Origin of the sequence: Nesterenkonia sp. F, assembly GCF_000220985.1 — a bacterium.
Taxonomy (GTDB): Bacteria; Actinomycetota; Actinomycetes; order Actinomycetales; family Micrococcaceae; genus Nesterenkonia.
Genome location: NZ_AFRW01000019.1, coordinates 1 through 21,944 on the forward strand (window position 1 = coordinate 1; position 21,944 = coordinate 21,944).

Annotated in this window: 18 protein-coding genes and 1 pseudogene; 13 read left to right on the plus strand and 6 right to left on the minus strand. The window is 69.7% G+C overall.

Annotation, left to right across the window (positions count from 1 at the left end):
- The 10 genes and pseudogenes from GU5_RS17175 to GU5_RS0102155 form a co-directional block, all read left to right on the plus strand.
- Nucleotides 1–262, plus strand: a pseudogene (locus GU5_RS17175) (hypothetical protein); the annotation flags it as partial.
- A 77-nt stretch (nucleotides 263–339) separates the two neighbouring features.
- A complete protein-coding gene (locus GU5_RS0102115; protein WP_010523930.1) occupies nucleotides 340–1,122 on the plus strand; it encodes a DeoR/GlpR family DNA-binding transcription regulator in 783 nt (260 codons plus the stop codon).
- A 66-nt stretch (nucleotides 1,123–1,188) separates the two neighbouring features.
- Complete coding sequence (gene galT, locus GU5_RS0102120) at nucleotides 1,189–2,310, plus strand: galactose-1-phosphate uridylyltransferase (protein WP_010523931.1); 1,122 nt, start codon at nucleotides 1,189–1,191, stop codon at nucleotides 2,308–2,310.
- The gene (gene galK / locus GU5_RS0102125) at nucleotides 2,307–3,563 is read left to right on the plus strand and encodes a galactokinase (RefSeq protein ID WP_010523932.1); all 1,257 of its coding nucleotides are present in this window, start codon (nucleotides 2,307–2,309) and stop codon (nucleotides 3,561–3,563) included. Before galT ends, galK begins: the two co-directional genes overlap by 4 nt.
- A 160-nt stretch (nucleotides 3,564–3,723) precedes the next feature.
- Nucleotides 3,724–4,941, plus strand: coding sequence for a Gfo/Idh/MocA family protein (locus GU5_RS13560; RefSeq protein ID WP_033227744.1), 1,218 nt, complete (start codon nucleotides 3,724–3,726; stop codon nucleotides 4,939–4,941).
- Nucleotides 4,938–5,639, plus strand: a complete 702-nt coding sequence (locus GU5_RS0102135; RefSeq protein ID WP_010523934.1) for a ThuA domain-containing protein — start codon at nucleotides 4,938–4,940, stop codon at nucleotides 5,637–5,639. Before GU5_RS13560 ends, GU5_RS0102135 begins: the two co-directional genes overlap by 4 nt.
- Nucleotides 5,624–6,733 (plus strand): Gfo/Idh/MocA family protein, encoded by a 1,110-nt coding sequence (locus GU5_RS0102140; RefSeq protein WP_010523935.1) that lies wholly within the window; start codon nucleotides 5,624–5,626, stop codon nucleotides 6,731–6,733. The genes GU5_RS0102135 and GU5_RS0102140 overlap by 16 nt, the downstream gene beginning before the upstream one ends.
- Before the next feature lie 111 nt (nucleotides 6,734–6,844).
- Entirely contained in the window at nucleotides 6,845–8,149 is a 1,305-nt protein-coding gene (locus tag GU5_RS0102145; protein ID WP_010523936.1) for an ABC transporter substrate-binding protein, read from the plus strand.
- A gap of 113 nt (nucleotides 8,150–8,262) precedes the next feature.
- On the plus strand, nucleotides 8,263–9,147 hold the full coding sequence (locus GU5_RS0102150; RefSeq protein ID WP_010523937.1) for a glycoside hydrolase family 43 protein: 885 nt from the start codon (nucleotides 8,263–8,265) through the stop codon (nucleotides 9,145–9,147).
- Nucleotides 9,148–9,543: 396 nt separating this feature from the next.
- On the plus strand, nucleotides 9,544–10,842 hold the full coding sequence (locus GU5_RS0102155; protein ID WP_010523938.1) for an ABC transporter substrate-binding protein: 1,299 nt from the start codon (nucleotides 9,544–9,546) through the stop codon (nucleotides 10,840–10,842).
- A 225-nt stretch (nucleotides 10,843–11,067) separates the two neighbouring features.
- Here GU5_RS0102155 and GU5_RS0102160 read toward each other — a convergent pair whose 3' ends face one another.
- The 4 genes from GU5_RS0102160 to melA are packed head-to-tail and all read right to left on the minus strand — an operon-like array spanning nucleotide 11,068 to nucleotide 15,493.
- The gene (locus GU5_RS0102160; protein WP_010523939.1) at nucleotides 11,068–11,898 is read right to left on the minus strand and encodes a carbohydrate ABC transporter permease; all 831 of its coding nucleotides are present in this window, start codon (nucleotides 11,896–11,898) and stop codon (nucleotides 11,068–11,070) included.
- Nucleotides 11,895–12,782 carry a carbohydrate ABC transporter permease gene (locus GU5_RS0102165; RefSeq protein ID WP_010523940.1) on the minus strand — a complete coding sequence of 296 codons (888 nt, stop codon included), beginning with the start codon at nucleotides 12,780–12,782 and terminating at the stop codon, nucleotides 11,895–11,897. Before GU5_RS0102165 ends, GU5_RS0102160 begins: the two co-directional genes overlap by 4 nt.
- The gene (locus GU5_RS0102170; RefSeq protein ID WP_010523941.1) at nucleotides 12,766–14,070 is read right to left on the minus strand and encodes an ABC transporter substrate-binding protein; all 1,305 of its coding nucleotides are present in this window, start codon (nucleotides 14,068–14,070) and stop codon (nucleotides 12,766–12,768) included. The genes GU5_RS0102165 and GU5_RS0102170 overlap by 17 nt, the downstream gene beginning before the upstream one ends.
- Before the next feature lie 31 nt (nucleotides 14,071–14,101).
- Nucleotides 14,102–15,493 (minus strand): alpha-galactosidase, encoded by a 1,392-nt coding sequence (melA, locus tag GU5_RS0102175; RefSeq protein WP_010523942.1) that lies wholly within the window; start codon nucleotides 15,491–15,493, stop codon nucleotides 14,102–14,104.
- A gap of 112 nt (nucleotides 15,494–15,605) precedes the next feature.
- Here melA and GU5_RS0102180 point away from each other — a divergent pair, with 112 nt between their 5' ends.
- Complete coding sequence (locus tag GU5_RS0102180; protein ID WP_237704649.1) at nucleotides 15,606–16,466, plus strand: helix-turn-helix domain-containing protein; 861 nt, start codon at nucleotides 15,606–15,608, stop codon at nucleotides 16,464–16,466.
- Between the two features lie 48 nt (nucleotides 16,467–16,514).
- Nucleotides 16,515–18,632 carry a beta-galactosidase gene (locus GU5_RS0102185; RefSeq protein WP_083830273.1) on the plus strand — a complete coding sequence of 706 codons (2,118 nt, stop codon included), beginning with the start codon at nucleotides 16,515–16,517 and terminating at the stop codon, nucleotides 18,630–18,632.
- Between the two features lie 101 nt (nucleotides 18,633–18,733).
- Here the strand turns inward: GU5_RS0102185 and GU5_RS0102190 are convergent, their stop codons facing one another.
- The gene (locus GU5_RS0102190; RefSeq protein ID WP_237704650.1) at nucleotides 18,734–20,029 is read right to left on the minus strand and encodes an LVIVD repeat-containing protein; all 1,296 of its coding nucleotides are present in this window, start codon (nucleotides 20,027–20,029) and stop codon (nucleotides 18,734–18,736) included.
- 301 nt (nucleotides 20,030–20,330) lie between these two features.
- Between GU5_RS0102190 and GU5_RS13565 the strand changes: the two genes are divergently transcribed.
- A complete protein-coding gene (locus GU5_RS13565) occupies nucleotides 20,331–20,933 on the plus strand; it encodes a DUF305 domain-containing protein (protein ID WP_010523946.1) in 603 nt (200 codons plus the stop codon).
- Between the two features lie 116 nt (nucleotides 20,934–21,049).
- Here the strand turns inward: GU5_RS13565 and GU5_RS0102200 are convergent.
- Nucleotides 21,050–21,944, minus strand: an 895-nt coding sequence (locus tag GU5_RS0102200; protein ID WP_010523947.1) for an aldehyde dehydrogenase family protein, incomplete at its 5' end; no start/stop codon positions are given.

Here is a 21,944-nt window from a genome sequence, read left to right on the forward strand (position 1 = left end):
CGAGGCGCCGGCGACCACGCGCGCGGTGCTCGGCCCGCAGTGCGTCGGCTTCCAGATCAAGGATGCCGTGGCGCGCGAGGGCCGCTGGGTGCCGGTCGCACCCGGCCGCGGCGAGATGCCGATGGAGGAGCTGGCCGAGACGCTGCAGGACTGGTCGGGATGGGTGTCCTTCGAATGGGAGCGCGCCTGGCATCCGCAGATCGAGCCGCTGGCCGAGGCGCTGCCCGCCGCGGCCGGCTGGGTGCGGCGTCGCCGACCGTAGTGTCGATTTGTGTTGGTTCATGAGGAACTGTGTGTTTGAATGGGTGTGACCCATCTCCCAGTCTCAGTGAGGACGGCATGCTCGCGGCCCAACGACAGGAGCAGATCGCGCAGCTCGTCGAGCGCGACGGCGCGGTGAGCGTCACCGACCTGGTCGACCATTACGGCGTCTCGGACATGACCATCCGGCGCGACCTGGACACGCTCGCCGGCGCCGGGCGCGTCACGAAGGTCCACGGCGGCGCCGTCCCGGTGCCGAGCCGGCGCACCGAGGAGCCCGGGTTCGAGGCCAAGGTCTCGCGCATGGAGGCGGAGAAGCAGGTCGTCGCCGACCGGGCGGCGGGCCTCGTCCGTCCCGGCATGGCGGTGGCCCTCTCCGCCGGCACCACCACCTGCGAGCTCGCCCGTCGTCTCCGCGACGTCGCCGACCTGACCGTGATCACCAATTCCACGCGCGTCTCCGAGGTGCTGCACGCCGCGCCGCGCTCCGATCGCACCGTGCTGCTCACCGGCGGCGAGCGGACGCCGTCGGATGCGCTGGTCGGACCGCTGGCGGTGGACGCGCTGCGTCGGCTGCACGCCGACATCGTCTTCCTCGGCACTCACGGGATGTCCGTCGAGGCCGGCTTCACCACGCCCAACGTGATGGAGGCCGAGACCAACCAGGCGCTGCTGGAGTGTGCCCATCAGGCCGCCGTCGTCGCCGACAGCGGGAAATGGGGAGTGGTCGGCATCGCGACCTTCGCCGAGCTCGAGCGCATCGATCGGCTCATCGTCGACGACGGCCTCGGCGATGACGAGGCGGCGGCGCTGCGTGAGCACGTCGACGAGGTCATGATCGCCGCGACAGGTGCAGGGTGACCTCGTCGGCCCGGCGGGCCGCGCAGCAGACCCCACATTCTCATCAGATCAGTCAGGAGTGACCCGGTGCACCGGACCCAGGCAGAGCTCGCCGACGGGCGCGAGATCTTCTTCTACGACGACGTCGCCCGTGACCGCGTCGTCGACGACACCCGTGACATCTCCCGCGCCGCCGGCGGCACCGAGCTGCGCCGAGACCCGCTGCTCGGCGAGTGGGTCGCCGTCGCCGCGGCCCGGCAGCACCGCACGCATAAGCCGTCCACTGCGGACTGCCCGCTCTGCCCGACCACCGACGAGCGCGCCACCGAGATCCCGCAGGCCGACTACGACGTCGTGGTCTTCGAGAACCGCTTCCCGTCCTTCGCCGGCGAGGAGCTGCTCGAGGATCACCGGCACGACGCCGCTGCGGCCCTGACCGATGTGCGGGCGCCCGGCTCCGGACGCTGCGAGGTCGTCTGCTTCACCCCGGAGCACACCACCTCGATGTCCCAGCTGCCGGTCTCCCGGGTGCGGACCGTCGTCGACGCCTGGGCCGACCGCACCGCCGATCTGCTCGCCCGCGAGCAGATCGACCAGGTCTTCTGCTTCGAGAACCGCGGCGAGGAGATCGGGGTGACGCTCCACCACCCGCACGGGCAGATCTACGGCTACCCGTTCACCACTCCGCGCACCCGCCGGATGCTGGAGCAGGCGCGCGCCCACCGCGCGGAGACCGGCGGCGACCTCTTCGCCGACGTGCTCGCCGCCGAGCAGGCCGACGGCGCGCGGATCGTCGCCGCCGGCGAGCACTTCACCGCCTTCGTGCCGGCCTGGGCGCGCTGGCCCGTCGAGGTGCAGATCTTCCCGCACCGCGCGGTGCGCACCCTCGACGAGCTGACCGACGCCGAACGCGACGACATCGCCGCGCTCTACCTGGACGTGCTGCGCCGCGGCGACCGACTCTTCGGCCGCCCGCTGCCCTATATCTCCGGCTGGCACCAGGCGCCGAGCTCGGCGGCCGCCGACGACTTCCGCCTGCACCTGCAGATCTTCTCCATCCGCCGGGCCGAGGAGAAGCTGAAGTACCTCGCCGGCTCGGAGTCGGGGATGGGCGTGTTCATCAACGACATCCCGCCCGAGCAGATGGCCGAGCGGCTGCGTGCCGCGGGCGAGGACTCCGAGAGCGCCGAGGAGAGGGGGAAGCAGTGAGCCGGACCGACGATTCTTCCCGCGACGACGCCGAGCGCGCGGCGCCGTCGAGGACCCTGTTCCGCCGGATCTTCGCGGCGGAGCCCGAGGGCGTCTGGGCAGCGCCGGGCCGGGTGAACCTGATCGGCGAGCACACCGACTACAACGACGGCTTCGTCATGCCCTTCGCCCTGCCGCAGTCGACGTATGTCGCGGCCCGACGGCGTGAGGACGGCCAGGTGCGGGTGCACTCGCTCTTCGCCGACGAGACCGTCGAGTTCGCCGTCGAGGCGCTGCGCCCCGGCGCCGTCGAGGGGTGGGCCGGCTACGTCGCCGGGATGATCTGGTCGCTGCGCACCGCCGCAGACGTCGGGCTGACTCTGGAGGGTTCCGGCGACGGCGCTGACGGCGGTTCCGACGCCGGCGGCGCGGCTCCCGTGCTCGGCGGCGTCGACCTGCTCATCGACTCGACGGTGCCGCACGGCGCCGGGCTCTCCTCCTCGGCGGCGCTGGAATGCTCCGTCGGCCTGGCCGTCGCCGAGCTGCACAGCGTCTCGGCGGAGCCGCTGACGCTGGCGCGGCTGGCCCAGCGCGCGGAGAACGACTTCGTCGGCATGCCGTGCGGGCTGATGGACCAGATGATCTCGATGCTCGGTGAGCCGGCGCGCGCAGTGCTCTTCGACACCCGCTCGCTGACTCCGCGGCCGGTCGCCGTCGGCGACCCTGCCGAGGTCGAGGTCCTGGTGGTCGACACCCGCGCCCCGCACCGGCTGGTCGACGGCGAATACGCCGCCCGGCGCAGTCAGTGCGAACGGGCCGCCGCGCAGCTCGGCGTCGCCTCGCTGCGCGAGCTCTCCGATCGGGACGAGCCGGTGGAGGAGTCGCTGGCCGGCCTCGACGACGAGCTGCTGCGCCGCCGCGCCCGGCACGTGATCACCGAGAATCGTCGGGTGCTCGAGGCCGTGGATCTGCTGGCCGCCGGCGACGTCGCCTCCGCGGGCGAGCGGATGACCGCCTCGCACCGCTCGCTGCGCGACGACTACGAGGTCACCGTCCCGGAGACCGACGTCGCCGTCGAGGCGCTGCTCGACGCCGGAGCGCACGGCGCGCGGATCACCGGCGGCGGCTTCGGCGGCTGCGTGGTGGCGCTGGCACCGGCCGGGATGCTCGACCGGGTCCGGTCCGCGGTCCGTGAGCGCTACGCCGCCGCCGGCTTCGGCGAGCCGGAGGTCTTCGCGGCCTCGCCGTCGGCCGGGGCGCGCCGTGTGCGGTGAGGGCCGAGCCGGGGCGAGCGGCGCGACGATCGCCTCGCCGAGCCGAGCGCGGAGCCGAGCATCGAACTGTGCGGAGGGGCCCGGCGTGGGAGCCGGCGCGGGACGGATGGATCGTTATGATGATCTGGATCACGCTCGTCCCCTCTCCGCAGTGAGGAGCATTCCTGTGTCGAGACCTGTACGCATCGCCGTCGTCGGCCACGCCTTCATGGGTGCCGCGCACCTCCACGCCTGGCGCACCGCCCCGCGCTTCTTCGACCTGCCGCGGCATCCCGAGGTGACCGTGCTGGTCGGCCGGGACGAGGCCCGCACCCGGGCGGCCGCCGACCGTCTGGGCATCGCGGAGATCGAGACCGACTGGCGCGCCGCCGTCGCCCGCGAGGACGTCGACGTCGTCGACATCTGCACGCCGGGGAACACCCACGCGCCCATCGCCGAGGCCGCGCTCGCGGCCGGCAAGCACGTGCTCTGCGAGAAGCCGCTGGCCAACTCGGTCGCCGAGGCCGAGTCCATGGCAGCGGCCGCGGAGGAGGCCGCCGCCCGGGGCGTGCGCACCTTCTGCGGCTTCAGCTACCGCCGCACCCCGGCGCTGACCATGGCCCGGCGGCTGGTGGAGGACGGGCGGCTCGGCGAGATCCGCCACGTGCGGGCGCAGTACCTGCAGGACTGGCTCTCCGACGCCGACGCCCCGCTGAACTGGCGGCTGGACCGGGAGACCGCCGGCAGCGGCACGCTCGGCGACATCGGCGCCCACTCGATCGACGCCGCCCAGTGGGTCCTCGGCGACGCGATCGCCGGCGTCTCGGCGCTGCTGCACACCTTCGTCCCCACGCGTCCGGTCTCCGGCGACTCGCAGGGGCTGGGCGGCGCCGGCGACGCCTCCGGCGAGCGGGGTCCGGTGACCGTCGACGACGCCGCGGCGTTCACCGCGCGCTTCGCCGGCGGCGCGGTCGGCGTCTTCGAGGCCACCCGCTATGCGCTGGGCCGGCGGAACGCGAACCGGCTGGAGATCAACGGCAGCCGGGGCTCGCTGGCCTTCGACTTCGAGCGGATGAACGAGCTGGAGTTCTTCGACGGCGACGACCCGGCGGCCGAGCAGGGCTTCCGCACCATCCATGTCACCGACGCCGACCACCCCTACGCCGGGAACTGGTGGCCGGCGGGCCACGGGCTGGGCTACGGCGACCTCTTCGTCCACCAGGTCGCCGACGTCGTCGCCTCGCTGGGCGGCGGCGAGCCGGCCCGCCCCGACTTCCGGGAGGCGCTGGGCGTGCAGCGCGTCCTCCACGCCGTGGAGGCCAGCGCCGCCGACGCCAGCCGTTTCACCCCGGTCGACGGCGTCGAGTCCGGAGGCCCGGGCGTGCGAGGAGAGGGATGAGCCGCGGCGCCCGCACCGCGCTCATCGTCCGCGGAGGCTGGGAGGGGCACCAGCCCGTCGAGGCGACGGAGTTCTTCCTGCCGTTCCTCCGGGAGAACGGCTACGACTGTCTCGTCCACGAGTCCCCGGTCGTCTACGCCGACGAGGGCGTGATGGCCGACGTCGACCTGATCGTGCAGTGCGTGACCATGTCGACCATCGAGCCCGAGCAGGTCGCCGGGCTGCGCGCCGCAGTCGCCGCCGGCACGGGGCTGGTCGGCTGGCACGGCGGCATCGCCGACTCCTTCCGCGCCAGCGACGCCTATCTGCAGCTCGTCGGCGGACAGTTCGCCCATCATCCGCCGGTGTCTCCGGAGGAGCGCACCGGCGAGCAGTCGGACTTCTATCTGCGGCACCGCATCGACATCCTCCCCGAGGCCGCCGACCACCCGATCACTCGGGGGCTGGAGAGCTTCGAGCTGACCACCGAGCAGTACTGGGTCCTGCACGACGATCTGATCGAGGTCCTGGCGACCACCACGCTGCCGCGCCGGGAGTTCGACGAGTGGGAGCGTCCGCATGTGGCGCCGGCGGTGTGGACGCGCCGCTGGGGCCGCGGGCGGATCGTCGTCTCCACGCCGGGCCACCGGGTCGAGGTGCTGCAGCACCCCAGCGTGCGCACGATCATCGAGCGGGGGATGCTGTGGGCGAGCCGGTGAGCCGCGTCCGGCCGCTGCGGATCGGCATGGTCGGCGCCGGCACCATCAGCGGGCAGTACCTGCAGACCGTCGCCCGGCTCGAGGATCTGCAGCTGACCGCCGTCGCAGACCTCGACGCCGCCCGCGCCGAGGCCGTCGCCGCCGAGCACGGGGCCGCTGCGGAGGAGGTGGACGGACTGATGGGCCGGGGCGACGTCGACGTCGTGCTCAACCTGACCGTTCCGCAGTCCCATGCCGAGGTCTCCTCGGCGGCGATCGCGGCGGGCAAGGGCGTCTACACGGAGAAGCCCTTCGCTGCCGACGTCGCGGCGGGACGCGAGGTCCTCGCCCAGGGGCGCGGGTCCGGTGCAGTGGTCGGCGGCGCCCCGGACACAGTGCTGGGCACCGGAGTGCAGACCGCCCGGGCCGCGCTCGACGCCGGGGTGATCGGCACCCCGACGAGCGCGACGGCGACGCTGATCCTGCCCGGACATGAGTCCTGGCACCCGCATCCGGACTTCTACTACCAGCCCGGCGGCGGCCCGCTGATGGACATGGGGCCCTACTACCTCACTGCACTGGTCACCCTGCTGGGGCCGGTGCGCGAAGTCGTCGGCGCGGCCTCGGCGCTGCGCGACGAGCGCGTCATCGGCTCCGGGCCGCGGGCGGGGGAGAGGATCCCGGTGGCCACGCCGAGCCACGTCACCGGCGCGCTGGTGCATGCTGACGGGGTGATCTCCACTGTGGTGATGAGCTTCGACGGTGCGGCCACCCGTGCGGCGCCGATCGAGGTGCAGGGCACCGAGGGGGCGCTGTCGGTGCCGGACCCGAACCGCTTCTCCGGACGCGTCGCGCTCTCCCGCGACGGCGGCGGATGGCACGAGGTCCCCGTCTCGGCCGGCTATCGGCATGCGGCCCGCGGCTACGGCCTCGCCGACCTGCACTGGGCCGGAGCCTTCGACGGCGACCCGCTCCGCGGGCGCGCCCAGGGTGAGCTGGGTCTGCATGTGCTCGAGGTGATGGAGGGGCTGCTGGCGTCGGCGGAGTCTCGCCGCGCCGTCGGGATGGACACCACGGTCGAGCGACCCGCGCCGGTGCCGATGGATCACCGCTGAGCGGCTGAGGCCGCATGGCCCGATGCCTCAGCGGCATGGGCGTGAGCATTGAATGGTGATGTGGATCACGTCTATGGTGATGAAACGTTTCACGCCACAGGAGGATCCCTCATGCCCGCTCATCGACACGTTCCGGCCAGACGGTCCCGGCCCTCCCGCTGCGCCGCCGCGCTCGCCGTCGTCGGCGCACTGGCCATGACGTCATGCTCCTCAGGGTCGGAGGCCTCCGGCGGGGGCGACGAGGTGGAGCTGCGCTTCGCCTGGTGGGGGAGCGGGCTCCGGGTGCAGCAGACCGAGGAGATCATCGAAGCTTTCGAAGAGGAGAATCCGCACATCTCCGTGGTGGGGTCCTATGCCGATTTCGGCGGCCACTGGGATCAGCTCGCCACCCAGACGGCCGGCGGGGACGCTCCGGACATCATCCAGATGGACGACAAGTACCTGCGTGAGTATGCGGATCGTGGCGCCCTGCTCGACCTCGCCGAGGTCGACACCTCCGCCTTCGATCAGGAGGTTCTGGACAACGGGCGCACCGAGGACGGGCTCTTCGGCATCACCACCGGCATCAACTCTCTCACGCTCGGCGCCAATCCGGAGCTCTTCGAGGAGGCCGGCGTCGAGATGCCCGACGACACCACCTGGACCTGGGAGGACTTCGCCGAGATCACGGACGAGCTCAGCGCCGGACTCGACGATGAGTACGGCACCAACGAGACGAACGAGCCCGGCGGGTTCCAGGTGTGGCTGCGCCAGCAGGGCAAGCATCTCACCACGGACGAGGGCGAGCTCGGATATGAGGTCCAGGACCTCGCCGAGTACTACGAGTACTGGCTCGAGCGCATGGACTCGGGAGCCATGCCCTCGGCCGCGCTCATGGCCGAGAATCGCGGGGCCAGTCCCGAGCAGCAGCTCATCCACACCGGGCGGGTCGCCCTGGCGCCGATGTGGTCGAGCTCCCTGGCCGGCATCTCGGAGTCGTCGGGGGTCGAGATGGAGCTGCTGCGCTTCCCGAGTCGGACCGGCAGCGCCGAGGACAACGGCCTCTGGTACAAGTCCTCGATGTTCCTCTCGGTCTCCTCTGAGACCGAGCACCCGGAGGAGGCGCAGCAGTTCGTCGACTTCATGGTCAACGACGTCGACGCCGGTCTGCTCGGGCTGACGGATCGCGGTCTTCCGGCGAACATGGAGGTGCGCGAGGCTGTCCTGGAGGCCATCGACGGTCAGGACCTCAAGTCGGCCGAGTTCATCGAGGACATCGAGGACGAGCTGGCCGGGCCCGAGCCGGTGCCGGCGCTGGGCTTCTCCACGCTGCAGGACATCATGATGCGGTTCGAGGACGAGCTCTACTTCGAGCGCCTGACCCCGCAGGAGGCGGCCGAGAGCGTGCATCAGGAGATGCAGGAGGCGCTCGACTGAGTCGTTCGCCAGACGGTGTCGTCCCGAACCTCGGCCTTGAGGTCCTTCGCTCGTGACCTCGCTGCCCGACGTCGTCGGCCCCGACAGACTTCGACCCGGAAGGAGCATGCTGCATGCCGCGCCTCGACGAGATCCAGATCCGCGACCCCTTCGTGCTGCCGGATCCGGCGCGCAGGCGGCACCTGCTCATCGGGTCCACGGATGCGAACATCTGGAGCGGGCCGGCCGCCGGTTTCGACGTCTACTCGTCGACAGGTCTGCAGGACTGGGACGGCCCGCACCCGGCGTTCCGCCCGCCGTCGGGCTTCTGGTCGAGGACCCAGTACTGGGCGCCGGAGATCCACGAGCACCGTGGTCGCTGGCACCTCTTCGCCACCTTCGGCCATGACGACCCGGCTGTCCGCCGCGGCACCCAGATCCTGGTCGCCGACGAACCGACCGGCCCCTACGCCCCGCACAGCGACGGGCCCGTCACCCCGACCGACTGGGAGTGCCTGGACGGCACCCTCCACGTGGACGCGCTGGGGAGGCCATGGATGGTCTTCTGCCATGAATGGGTCCAGGTCCGCGACGGCGCGGTCTGTGCGGTCCGACTCTCCGAGGACCTGACCTCGGCGGTCGGCGAGCCGGTCGAGCTGTTCACCGCCTCGCAGGCTCCCTGGGCCGAGGAGATCCGCCCCTCGGTTCACGAGCCGGGCTTCGTCACCGACGGTCCGTTCCTGCATCGCACCGCCGACGGCACGCTGCTGATGCTCTGGGCCAGCTTCCGCGGCGGTCGGTACGCCCAGGGAGTGGCGGTCTCGACCACGGGGAGCATCGAGGGGCCCTGGCGGCATGAGCCGGAGCCGCTCTACACCGCCGACGGCGGCCACGGGATGATCTTCCGGGCGCTCGACGGGCGCCTGCTGCTGACGCTGCACTCCCCGAACCGCACCCCGGAGGAGCGGGCGATGTTCATCGAGCTGGAGGAGATCCCCGGCGGGCTGCGCGTGCGCTGAGCGGCCCTCTCGGGGCGTCCCGGGCTCCCTGCTCCTTCGCGCAGTCGCGCAGTCGCGTCGAGGTGCTGGGGCGGGGTGGGGTCGGGCGCTTTGGTCCCCGAGATCTCGCAGAATCACCGTGCTCTTTCACGGTGACGTGGCGAGAACTCGGGGATCGTCGGCGTCGTTGGTCGACCTCGCCGTGGGCCGCTGCCGGTCTTCCGCAGGGGCGAGCCCGCCGTCGGACGTTCCGCATTGGACGGCGCTTTCCGAGGCATGTTGACAGGTGAGGGCAGTCACACTAGCGTAGAGGAAAATCGATTCAATTCGAGGTGAGGCGGACCATGTCCGCTTCACCGCCACGACCACTGCGAACCCCGGCCCGGGGTTCCGCCGGACCAGCAGACGGAGAATCTCATGCCCCAGAACACCCGATCCCGTTTCCTGCGCGGCCGTCCCGCGGCGCTCGCCGCCTCGGTCCTCGTCGGCACCTTCGCCCTGACCTCCTGCGGCTCGGGCGGAGACGGCGAGGACGGCGACGTCACCCTGCGCTTCTCCTGGTGGGGGTCGGACTCCCGCCACGAGGCCACCCAGGAGATCATCACCGCCTTCAACGAGGAGCACCCGAACATCACGGTCGAGGGTGATTTCGGCAGCTGGGCGGGCTACTGGGATCAGCTGGCGACTCAGACCGCGGCCGACGATGCGCCCGACGTCATCCAGATGGACGCACAGTTCCTGAACGAGTATGCTTCGCGCGGGGCGCTGCTGGAGCTCGACCAAGTGGACACCTCGGCGATGGACGAGTCCTCGGTGGCCAACGGCACCACGGAGGACGGTCTGATGGCGGTGACCACCGGCATCAACGCCATGGTGACCATGGCCAACCCGGAGATCTTCGAACAGGCCGGTGTGGAGATGCCAGATGACTCCACCTGGACCTGGGAGGACTACCAGGAGATCGCCTCGACCATCACTGAGGAGGTCGACGGCGTCTACGGTGCCACCGGCCCGGGACAGCCCGCCGACCTGCAGATCTGGCTCCGTCAGCAGGACAAGCACCTCTCCGACGAGTCTGGCGAGCTCGGATTCGAGGTGGCCGACGCCGCGCAGTACTTCCAGGAGCGACTGGACATGTTGAAGGCCGGGGTCTATCCGGACGCCGACGCACTCTCCGAGGATCAGACTCCGGGGCCCGAGCAGTCGATGACCGGCCAGGGCGAGGTCGCCATGGGCATGTGGTGGACGAACCAGCTCGGTGCGGTTTCCGAGGCCTCCGGCGTGGACATGGTCCCGCTGCGGATGCCCTCGGAGACCGGCAGCGCCGAGGACAACGGCATGTGGTACAAGTCCACCATGATGATGTCGGCCTCGGCCGGCACCGACCACCCGGAGGAGGCCCAGGAGTTCATCGACTTCATGGTCAACTCCGAGACGGCCGGAGAGATCAACCTCACCGATCGGGGCCTCCCCAGCAATCTCGACGTGCGGGAGGCGATCCTTCCGGAGCTGGACGGCGCCGATGAGCGGTCGGCCGAGTTCATCGAGGAGATCGAGCCCGAGCTTGGTGAGCCTGAGCCGATCCCCGCCCCCGGATTCAGCGAGATGCAGTCCATCCTGCAGCGCTATGAGCTGGAGGTCTACTTCGAGCGGCAGTCCCCGGAGCAGGCGGCCGAGGGCATGGTCCAAGAGATGGAGCAGGCTCTGCAGCAGTGATCAGCCCCTGATCACCCCGATCTCCTCGCCCGGTCCGGGCGTCCTGGGTTCCTTTCGCACGACGGCGAGCAGTCGCCGACGTCGAGTTCCGGACCGGACGAGGCAGGCACGGCGGGCGTCGCGCAGCGCATGCGCGGCGCCCGTCGTCGTGCCGTGGGCGATGACTCGGCGGAACATGTGGGCATGAGCTCGCTTTCCCGGATCTTCCACGCGCTCATCGCTGGTTCACTTGATCCCGGTGTTCGCGATGCCTTGGACGAATTGTCGCTGGAACACCAGGAAGACCGCGAGCAGAGGAAGCACGGCGACGCAGGCCACCGCCATCACCGCACCCCAAGGTGAGGTGAAGGCGGGATTGTTCGTCAGCGTCGACAGGCCTACCGGCACGGTGAGGTTCTCATTCCCCTGGAGCACGACCAACGGCCAGAGGAAGTCATTCCATCGGGTCATGAAGCCCAGGATGACCAGCACTCCGATGAGAGGGCCGCAGGTCGGCAGGACGACCTTCGTGAACGTCTGCCGCTCGGAGGCACCGTCCAGCCGTGCGGCCTCCAGCAGCGGGTCGGGCACGCCGAGCATGAACTGGCGAGCGATGAAGATCCCGACTACGTCGAACAGCGTCGGCAGGATCACAGCCCAGGGGGTGTCGACCAGGCCGATCCGGGCGACGATCAGGAAGGACGGCACCAGTGTGACCTGGATGGGCATCATGATCGTCACCAGGAACGCAGCGTAGATCAGCCCGCGTCCTCGGAACTGGAACTTGGCCAGCGCATAGCCGGCGCCGAGCGAGACCATCACGCTGATCGCGGTGCCCACGGTGGAGATGAACAACGAGTTTCCCAGCCAGCTCCATACCGGCTGGCTGGTGAAGACTTCTCGGAAGTTCTCCATGGTGGGGTCCGTCGGCCACAGGCGCAGGTCGCGAGACTGGGCCTGGCCCCCTGGTGTGAATGCGGAGACGGCCATCCAGTACAACGGGAAGATCATCAGCACGGCGAGCCCGGCCAGGGCCGCTGTGATCCACCATCTCCGTCGAGTCGTCCTCTTGGTCATGTCAGCTCCTCTGCTCGTCGGCTCGCACGCTGGCGGAGAAGTGTGAACACCAGCAGCAGGGCGACCAGCAGGAGGCCCAGCGCTGCGGCGTACCCCATCCGGGCGTCGGCGAATGCCGAACGGAAGATGTATTGGATGAGCACGGTGGTCGAGAAGCCCGGCCCTCCGCCGGTCATGACGTAGATGATGTCGAACGCCTGGAGGGAGAAGACCACGTTGAGGATCACGAGGATCGACGTGGTGGGCCCGAGAAGAGGCCACGTGATGGAGCGGAAGCGTCTCCAGGCCGACGCACCGTCGACAGTGGCGGCTTCATGCAGGTCCTGCGGGATGGACTGGAGGGCGCCGAGGTAGATGATCATGCAGAACCCGATGCGGGTCCACACCACCACTGCGATCAGCGTCAGCATCGACAGAGTCGGCGAGGTCAGCCACGGCGCGCGGCCGAGGCCCAGGGCCTCGAGCAGGTTGTTGGCGACGCCGTAGTCACCGTGGAAGATCCACGCCATCACCACGCCGACGACGACGCCGGCGGCGACCATCGGTACGAAGAAGGCGGCTCGCAGGACGGGCCTGCCCGGCAGTGGTCGGTTCAACGCGACGGCCAGGCCCAGTCCGGCGATCATCGCCGTCGGCACGGTCCCGACCGTGAACACCAGGGTGTTCCGCAGCGCGGTGTGCAGCAGACCGTCGTCTGCCATCGTGGTGAAGTTCTCCAGTCCGACCCAATCTCCGTCGCCGACTGCGGCGGTGTCCTGGAAGCTGAGCGTGACCGCGATGATGATCGGGATCAGGGAGAAGCCCAGGAAGAGGAGTACCGCCGGAGAGACGAACAGCCACGGGGCCAGGGCTGCACGTCGGCGACCATCACTGGGACGTGACATCGCGCATCGCTCCCATCATCTCGTCGGAGGCTTCCTGCGGCGAGAGCTCGCCGAGGAAACAGAGGTCGAGGTAGTCGCCGAAGACGGTGTTCAGGGAGCTGAAGTAGCGGCTCGTCTGTGCCCGGACCATCTCCAGTGGGATCGTCGTGCCCTGATCGATGAAGCGCTGCATGGTCTCGGTGTGCTCGGAGTAATCGATGTCCTCGGCGGTGATGGAGGATCGGGCCGGCAGCCAGTTGCCCTCGTGGCAGAACTGGATCATCTTCTCCCGGCTGGTCAGCCGGGCCACCAGGTCTGCGGCGAGCTCCGGATGCTCGGAGGAGCGCGTCACGGCCAGAGCGTTGCCGCCCAGGTCCGATGCCTCATGCTCGTTCCGGATCATGGGAGCGGTGCCCCAGCCGTCGGGCAGGTCCTCGTCGAGCTGCGGGATCGGCTCCGGGTTGTTCAGCATCAGACCGATCTGGCCGGTGAGGAAAAGAGTCCGGGAGACGTCCCCGCCGCCGGACTTGGCCATGTTTCCCGGGGAGACGAGCCCTTCCGAGTACCAACGGCGTCCGAAGGTGAGCGTCTCCACCGCGGCATCCGAGTCCATCGAAGGAGTCTCGCCGTCATCGCCGAGGAAGGATCCGCCGTTCTGGTAGATCAGCGGCATCCACCGGTAGGCCGTCTGCGCTCCGCTCCAGCCGTAGCCGAATCCGTACTGGCCGGTCACCTTCTTCGCCTCGGCGGAGATGGCCAGGAACTCGTCCCAGGTCCAGGCTTCGTCGAGTCGTGTCGGAGGGCGGACGCCGATCTCATTCATCACGTCGTGGCGGTAGTAGGTGATGAAGTTGTCGGTGTGCTGGAAGACGCCATAGAGGCCGTCCTCGCGAGCTCCGATCGCCCAGAAGGCGTCGGAATAGTCGTCCCTGTAGTTGGTCGCCGAGCTTCCGCCGAGGTCCACCAGGCTCCCGTTGGCGGCGTATCGCCCGATCTGCTGCGGGGTGATGCGGATGATATCCGGAGCCAGTCCCGCCGCCAGGCGGGTGATGAACCACTGGTGGAAACTGCCGCTGGTCACTTCCACCGACACGCTGGTTCCAGGGTGGTCGGCGACGAACTCGTCGGCGATCTGCTGGTACGTGTCCAGGTCGGTGGGAATGTTCCAGGAGGACAGCCGGAGATGCGTCGTTGCTGTGGCGGCGCCGGAGCAGGCGCCCAGGGCGCCGGCCAGCGAGATCCCGGCGAGGGCCAGGAAGCCGCGTCTCCGGAGGTCGTGAGGGGCGTGTGTGGGGTGGGGAGCATTCATCGTCGTTCCTCTCCCTCGAGGATGGCCGGGGTCACGCGCGCGGCGCGCGCAGGGACTCCGGCAGCAGCTCGGCATGGGCGTCGAAGAGCTCCTCCGTCATCGCGTGGATCTCGTCGAGAGTGAGCAGCGAGCTGGTCAGCGGGTCCAGGGCGACAGCGTGATGGACATGGTCCCGGTCTCCCGTGAGGGCGGCCTCCACGGCCAGGGTCTGCACGTTGATGTTGGTGCGGTTCAACGCGGCGAGCTGTGGAGGCAGGTCTCCGACGTGAGTCGGCTGCACACCCTGAGCGTCTACCAAGCAGGGCACCTCGACGCAGCTCTCCTCCGGGAGGTTGGAGATGATGCCGCCGGCGTTGGGCACGTTGCCGTACACGACGGCGGGAACATCGGTGACCATCGCATTGACGATCCGAGATCCGTACTCGACCGACGGGCTCAGGTCTGCTTTAAGGCGGTCGACGTGTTCGCGGATGTCGCCGGACTCGTCATGGGCCGCGCAGATCTCGTAGTAGTCCCAGCGTTCCGGGATGTACTCGGCGACCAGCTCCGGGCTTCTGCGGAAGTAGGGGAGGTACTCGGAGGCATGGTGACTGGACTCCGTCTGGAAGCAGCCGAAGGACTGCATCAGCGCAGTGCGGACCTGTTCGTTGCCGCCCTCGTAGGTGCTCGCGGAGTCGGCGGCTTCGCTGTGGTCGCCGTCGTCGGAGGTGAGGTCCTCGGCGGCGCGGCCGCGGCGGTGCCGGCGGCCCATGATCTCGCGGAGCTGCGGGTAGAGGTCCTCGTCCCCGCGGCGGAAGTCCAGGATCCAGGCCTGATGGTTGATTCCGGCGCAGCGGTAGGAGATCTCGTCATAGGGGATCTCCAGAGTGCGGGCCAGCATGCGTGTCGTCCCCTGCACGCTGTGGCAGAGTCCGACCGTCTCCAGGCCTCGGGCGCGGAGATGCGCGGTGGCCATAGCCATCGGGTTGGCGTAGTTGATGAACTGCGCGTCGGGGCAGAGTTCCCGGGCATCCTCGGCGATGGCGTCGTAGGCCGCGACGGAGCGCAGGTAGCGGAAAACGCCGCCGGGGCCCAGGGTGTCCCCCACCGTCTGGTCGATCCCGTAGCGGCGCGGGATCTCGACGTCGTGGCGATACGAAGCGACGCCGCCGACCTGGAAGGTGATGATGACGACGTCGGCTCCGTCCAGCGCCTCGCGTCGATCAGTCGTCTCTTCGATCACGGTCGACAAGTCGTGATGGGCGACGAGCTCCCGGGCCCCGTCGGCGACCCGACTCAGGCGGGATGCGTCGATGTCCATCAGTGTCAGGGTCGCTCGGTGCAGTGCCGGGAAGCTGAGCAGATCGCCGATGAGCCGGATGGGGAAGACGAACCCTCCGGCGCCGATGATCGTGATGCGGGGATGATGCGCGATATGTGTCATGACTCACACGATAGGTTCGCCGAATGCTGTAGAACTTCCGGCTGTCTTCGCCATCTCTCCAGAATCCTCAGCTCGGGTTAGGCTTGAACGTGTGATGTGCGACACGTGGGGCATGGGGCAGGTGGAGGAGATGCCGGCCGCTCTCTGGGTGCGCCGCGGGGCGCCGCCCCGAATGTCGCTGCCGCATCAGCACGATGATCTGGAGATCAACATCGTCCTCGAGGGGGCGATGGAGTACCTCTTCGGCGGGACACCGGTCACGGTTCAAGCTGGGGAGGTCGCCGTCTTCTGGGCAGCGGTGCCGCACCGGCTGATCGGCTCCTGTCCCGGGGATGTCTGTTGGATCCACCTGCCGCTGTCCACGGTGCTGAGCTGGTCGTTGCCCGAGTCTGACGTCCGAGTGTTGCTGAGCCGCGATCCGGTGATCGTTCCTCGTCGTGACCTGCCGGGTGATGTCGTCGCGCTCTTCGAGGCATGGCGCAGCGAGCTGACGGGGGAGCATGGTGAGGCCGCTCTGCTGGAGGCGCAGGCCTTCGTGCGTCGCGTGATGGCCCGGCGGCGTCTGGGAGCGGCGCGACATCGCGGGAGCGACGGCGGCGACCTGGTGGGCGGCGAGATGGTGGCAGTTCCTCCCGCTGGAGAAGCGGCGCCAGCGGTCTCGCACGCGGTCGCGATGGCGCGCTGCATTGCCAGTAGGTTTCGGGAGCCGTTGACCGTTGATGACGTCGCCGCGTCTGTGCACCTCTCGTCCGGCTATGCGATGAGTGTCTTCAAAGAGGCGCTGGCGATGACGATGGGTGACTACCTCGTTCGCTGTCGGGTCGCGGAGGCTCAGCGGTTGCTGATCACGACGTCGCACAGTGCTGGAGAGGTCGCTCACGAGGCTGGGTTCTCCTCGCAGAGCAGCTTCTACGCACACTTCTCCCGCGTCTGCGGATGTCCGCCCGCGGAGTACCGTCGACGCCTGAGGTGAGGCCCGGTTCCGTTGCGCATGATGCGGGTCACATATAGCCTCGGGAGAATGCGCTTTCCGTCTTTGCGTCGCTCCTCATCCTCCCGCCGTGCCGCCGATCGACGCTCCTCGGCGGCGGCGTCCGAAGCGGGGTCCGCGCCAGGGCTCGGCTCGTCGCGTCCGGCCTGGCCGGCAACGCCCGGACTGGCCTTCGGCGGGGACTACAACCCCGAACAGTGGCCGCAGGAGGTCCGTCTCGAGGATGTCGAGCTCATGGGCGAGGCCGGGGTGAACCTGGTCAGCGTCGGGATCTTCTCCTGGGCGATGCTCGAGCCGCGCGAGGGCGAGTACGACTGGGGCTGGCTCGACGAGACGATGGACCGGCTGCACGCCGCCGGCGTCGGCGTCGCCCTGGCCACCGCGACGGCCTCCCCGCCACCCTGGCTGACCCACCGGCACCCTGAGATCCTGCCGGAGACCGCCGACGGCACCGTCCTGCACCCCGGCGCCCGTCAGGCCTACTCGGTCTCCAGCCCGCTCTACCGCGAGTACGCACTGCGGATGACCCGCGCGATCGCGGCGCGCTATGTCGACCATCCGGCGCTGAAGCTCTGGCACATCGACAACGAGCTCGGCTGCCATGTGCCCCACGACTACTCCGACGACGCCGCGGCAGGATTCCGGCGCTGGCTCGAGCAGGCCTACGGCGACGTCGAGGAGCTCAACCGCGCCTGGGGGACGGCCTTCTGGTCGCAGCGCTACAGCGATTTCGCCGAGATCCTGCCGCCGCGGACCGCGCCGATGTTCGTCAATCCCGCCCAGCAGCTGGACTTCGCGCGCTTCTCCTCCGACGAGCTGCTGGCCCACTGCCGGGCGATGGCCGAGGTCCTGCGCGAGATCACTCCGCAGGTCCCGCTGACGACGAACCTGATGGCCACCTCCAGCACCAAGTGGATGGACTACTTCCGCTGGGCCGAACAGGGCGCGGACTTCCTCGACGTGATCGCCACCGACCACTACACGATCGCCGCCGACGAGGAGCGGCACGTCGAGCTGTCCTTCAGCGCGGATCTGACGCGCGGCATCGCCGGCGGCACGCCGTGGATGCTCATGGAGCACTCCACCTCGGCGGTGAACTGGCAGCTGCACAACCGAGCGAAGTCCCCGCAGGAGATGCTGCGCAACTCACTGGCCCACGTCGCCCGCGGCGCCGACGCGGTGATGTTCTTCCAGTGGCGGCAGTCGGCCCGCGGGGCGGAGAAGCACCACTCGGCGATGGTCCCGCACGCCGGCACCGACACCGACGTCTGGCGGTCCACAGTCCGGCTCGGTGAGGTCCTGCGCCGACTGGCGCCGGTGCGCGGCGCGCGCGTGGCCGCCGACGTGGCGCTGGTGGTCGACTACGAGGCCTGGTGGGCCGCCGAGCTCGACTCCCATCCGCGCAACGACGTCTCCTACATGGACGAGGTGCTGCGCTGGTATCGCGCCCTGTGGCGGGCCGGAGTCGCCGTCGACGTCGTCCACCCGTCGACGGATCTGAGCACCTACCGCGCGGCGGTGGTGCCGATGCTGCACCTGGTCCGCGATGAGCACGCCGCGCGGATCGCCGCGGCCGCCGAGGCCGGCACACAGGTGCTGATCACCTGGTTCAGCGGCATCGTCGACGCCGAGGACGCCGTGCGTCTGGGCGGGCATCCCGGAGCGTTCCGCGAGCTGCTGGGCGTGCGCACCGAGGAGTTCCACCCGATGCAGGGCGAGGAGGTCCGCGCGCTCGACGACGGCACGACGGCGAGCTTCTGGGCGGAGAAGACGCATCTGGAGGGCGCCGAGGCGGTGCGTCGCTGGGCCGAGGGGCCGCTGGCTGGACTGCCGGCGATCACCCGGCGCGCCGTCGGCGACGGCGCGGCCTGGTACGTCGGCACCCGGCCCGACGCCGAGGGGCTCGCGACGCTGGTCGCGCGGCTGCTCGACGACGCCGGGGTCCGGCCGGCGGTCGAGGGCGTCCCGGCCGAGCTGGAGGCGGTGCGGCGACACGGCGAGGACCGGGCGAGCTTCCTGTTCCTGCTCAACCACTCCGACGTCGAGGTTCGCGTGCCGGTGCGCGGTGAGGAGCTGATCTCCGGCCGTCGGGTCCGCCGGAGCCTGCGGGTCGCCGCCGGTGAGGTCGCCGTCGTCGCCGAACGCTGAGGCCCCTCGGGCACGGATGAGTCCGCGGAAACTGTGGGAAAGATGGCGCATTCCCACAGTTCCCACGGACTCATCGTGGGGGAGGAGGGCTCAGCCGCGGATCAGAACTTCTGCTGGCCCTGTGGGTTGAGCTCCTTGAGGTTCGTCTTCGCCTTGCCGTCGATCGAGTCGTCGAGGCGGAAGACGTCGAGCCCCAGGTCGAGGTCGTTCGAGTACACGTAGCCGTTGTAGTAGTACGAGGACCACGTGCCGCCGTCGCTCAGCCCCTCGCCGCGGTCGAACCAGGCGACCTCCTCCGGGTTCTCCCGGTCGGTGAAGTCGAACACCGAGGTGCCGCCCTGGTACCAGGACTGGACCATCAGATCGCGGCCCTTCACCGGGATCAGCGAGCCGTTGTGGGCCACGCAGTTCTCCTCCTCGGTGTTGGTCCGCGGGATCTTGTAGTAGGAGGCGAACTCCATCTCGCCGTCCTCGATCTCGTAGATGGCGTTCGCGCCCAGCTCCGGGCCGAACTCCTCGGTGCAGGTGGCCCAGCCGCCGCCGCCGAGCTCGTCGGTGAAGACGACGGTGCTGGCGTCGTTGCTGAACGTCGCCGAGTGCCAGAACGCGAAGTTCTCCGTGTCGCGCACGGTGTCGATGACCTCGGGATTCTCCCGGTCGGAGATGTCCATCAGGATGCCGTCGCCCATGCAGGCGCCGGCGGCGAGGTCGTGCTTCACGAACGTGGTGATGTCGTGGCAGCCCGACGTCGCACTGGCCGCGCCCTCGCCGCCCTCGTAGCCGCCGTCCGGGAAGAGGGTCGGCTCGCTGACGACGGCGGCCGAGGCCGGGTCGTCGGTGGGGATCTTGACCACCGAGATCTGGTCATGCGGCGGCTGGCAGTTCGCCAGCTGGTCGCTCGGCGAGTACGAGGAGACGTAGACGTAGAGGTCCTTGTCGTTCTTCGTCGGCGCCAGGGAGTTGGTGTGCGAGCCGCACTTGGTCTCCACCGACTGCACGTACTGCGGGTTCGCCGGGTCGCTGATGTCGAAGATCCGCAGACCCTCCCAGTAGTCCGCGGTGTTCGAGGTGTAGTCGGCGCCGCAGCTGTCGTCCTCCATCCGGGAGTCGGTGGAGGTGATCAGGATGTCGCCGTGCACCGAGACGTCGTTCTGCGCGCCCGGGCAGTAGACCTGGGTGATCGGGTCCGGCTGCGCGGGGTCGGAGAGATCGTAGACGGTGAAGCCGTCATAGTTGCCGGCGTAGGCGTACTCGCCCTGGAAGGCCAGGTCCGATCCGGTGCCGGTCAGCGCGCCGCTCTGCGGCACGTTGGTGACGTGCTCCATGTTGTGGGACTCCACCTCGCCGGGGGCGACGTCGGGGCCGGCGGTCGTGGTCGCCGCGGCGGGTGCTCCCATGGCCATGACGCTCCCTGCCAGGGCCAGGGATGCGGCGGCTCCGGCGAGGGAGCGCGCTCGCGTTCGAGTGATGTCTGCAAGACGCACGGGCGTCTTCACCTCCTTGGTCGGATGTGAGTAGTATTCCGATTCATGCCCCGTCCGTCCAGTGTTTCGCGACGGGTGATGATTCGAGTGAGTACTGACATGAGAGGACGCAGGTATGATCCAGCAGACAGATGGCACGCCAGGTCAGAAAGGTTTCACGGCGAAGAAACATGATTCACGGCGTCGTGGCCCCGTCCTCGCCGCGTGTGGAATCATGGCGATCACAGCCCTGACGTCGCCTCCGGCGGCTGCGGCGTCGACCGCCGCCGACGACGGCCCCGTGGTCGTCATTCCGGGTGCCCCGGGCGAAGGCAACGATTCCTCCGGATCCGACGACTGGCAGGATGATCAGGACTCCGGGGACACGTGGAACCAGGCGGACGCGGCCTTCATGACGATGATGATCCCGCACCACGCCCAGGCGGTGGAGATGACCGCGCTGGTGGACGAGCGGGCGCACTCGAAGCAGCTGACCCGCTTCGCGGAGCGGATGCACCTGGCCCAGGAGGCGGAGATCGACGCGATGGGGGATTGGCTCGCCGAGCGGGACCTGCCGGTGCCCGAGGGGGCCGGCGACGAACTGATGCCGGGCATGCTCACCGATGGGGAGATGGAGACGCTGCGCGCGGCCGAAGGCAAGGAGTTCGACCGGCTCTTCCTCGAAGGCATGATCGACCACCATGAGGGTGCCCTGGACATGTGCGACGCCGCCCAGGCCGAGGGCATCGACCTCGACGCTCAGCAGATGGTCACCCACATCGCCTCCAGTCAGGCCGGCGAGATCTCCCGCATGGAGGACCTGCTGAAGAAGTACTGAGGGAGTGCCGCGGAGCCGCCCCGGACACCGATGAGTCCGCGGAAGGTGTGGGAATACGCCGTCGTTCCCACACCTTCCACGGACTCATCGTCGGGGGAGGGTTGTGCGTGACCCGGTCAGTCGGCGGGGATGATCGTCCCGTCCACGCGGCGGGTCAGGCCCCACGGGTTGGCCTCCTGCACCGGCTCGGGCAGCAGGTCCTCGGGGATGTTCTGGTACGCGACCGGACGCAGGAAACGCTCGATGGCCAGGGTGCCCACGCTGGTGGTCCGGCCGTCCGACGTCGCCGGGAACGGTCCGCCGTGGACCATCGCCTCGCCGACCTCGACGCCGGTGGGCCAGCCGTTGGCCAGCAGTCGGCCGGCCTTCTGCTCGAGCACCGGCAGCAGCGACCGGGCGACGTCGTGGTCGCTCTCGGCCATCTGCAGGGTCGCGGTGAGCTGGCCCTCCAGCTTCTGCGCGACGGCGACCAGGTCCTCGGCGTCGCGGTAGCGCACCACCAGCGAGGCCGCGCCGAAGATCTCCTCGTGCAGCGCGGGGTTGGTCAGGAACTGCTCGGAGCCGGCGGTGAAGACCACCGGGGCCGGGGCGTTGTGCGTGCCGCCGTCGACGCCGCGACCGACCTGTTCGACGCCGGCCTGCTCGCCCAGCTGCGTCACCCCGGACTGCCAGGACTCGGCGATGGAGGAGGTCAGCATGGTCTGCCCGGCGGCGGAGGAGGCGGCCTCGCCGACGGCGGCGACGAAGGCGTCTCCGGCTTCGCCCTCGGGGACGAAGGCCAGCCCGGGCACCGTGCACAGCTGCCCGGCCGAGCCCTTCACCGAGGCCAGGTAGCCCTCGGCCAGGGTGCGGCGGGAGTCCTCGTCGGCGATCGCGCCGTCCAGGACGAACACCGGGTTGATGGAGCTCATCTCCGCGTACACCGGGATCGGGACTTCGCGGGAGGCCGCGGCGGCCATCAGCGAGGTGCCGGCCGCGCGCGAGCCGGTGAAGCCGACGGCGCTGATCGCC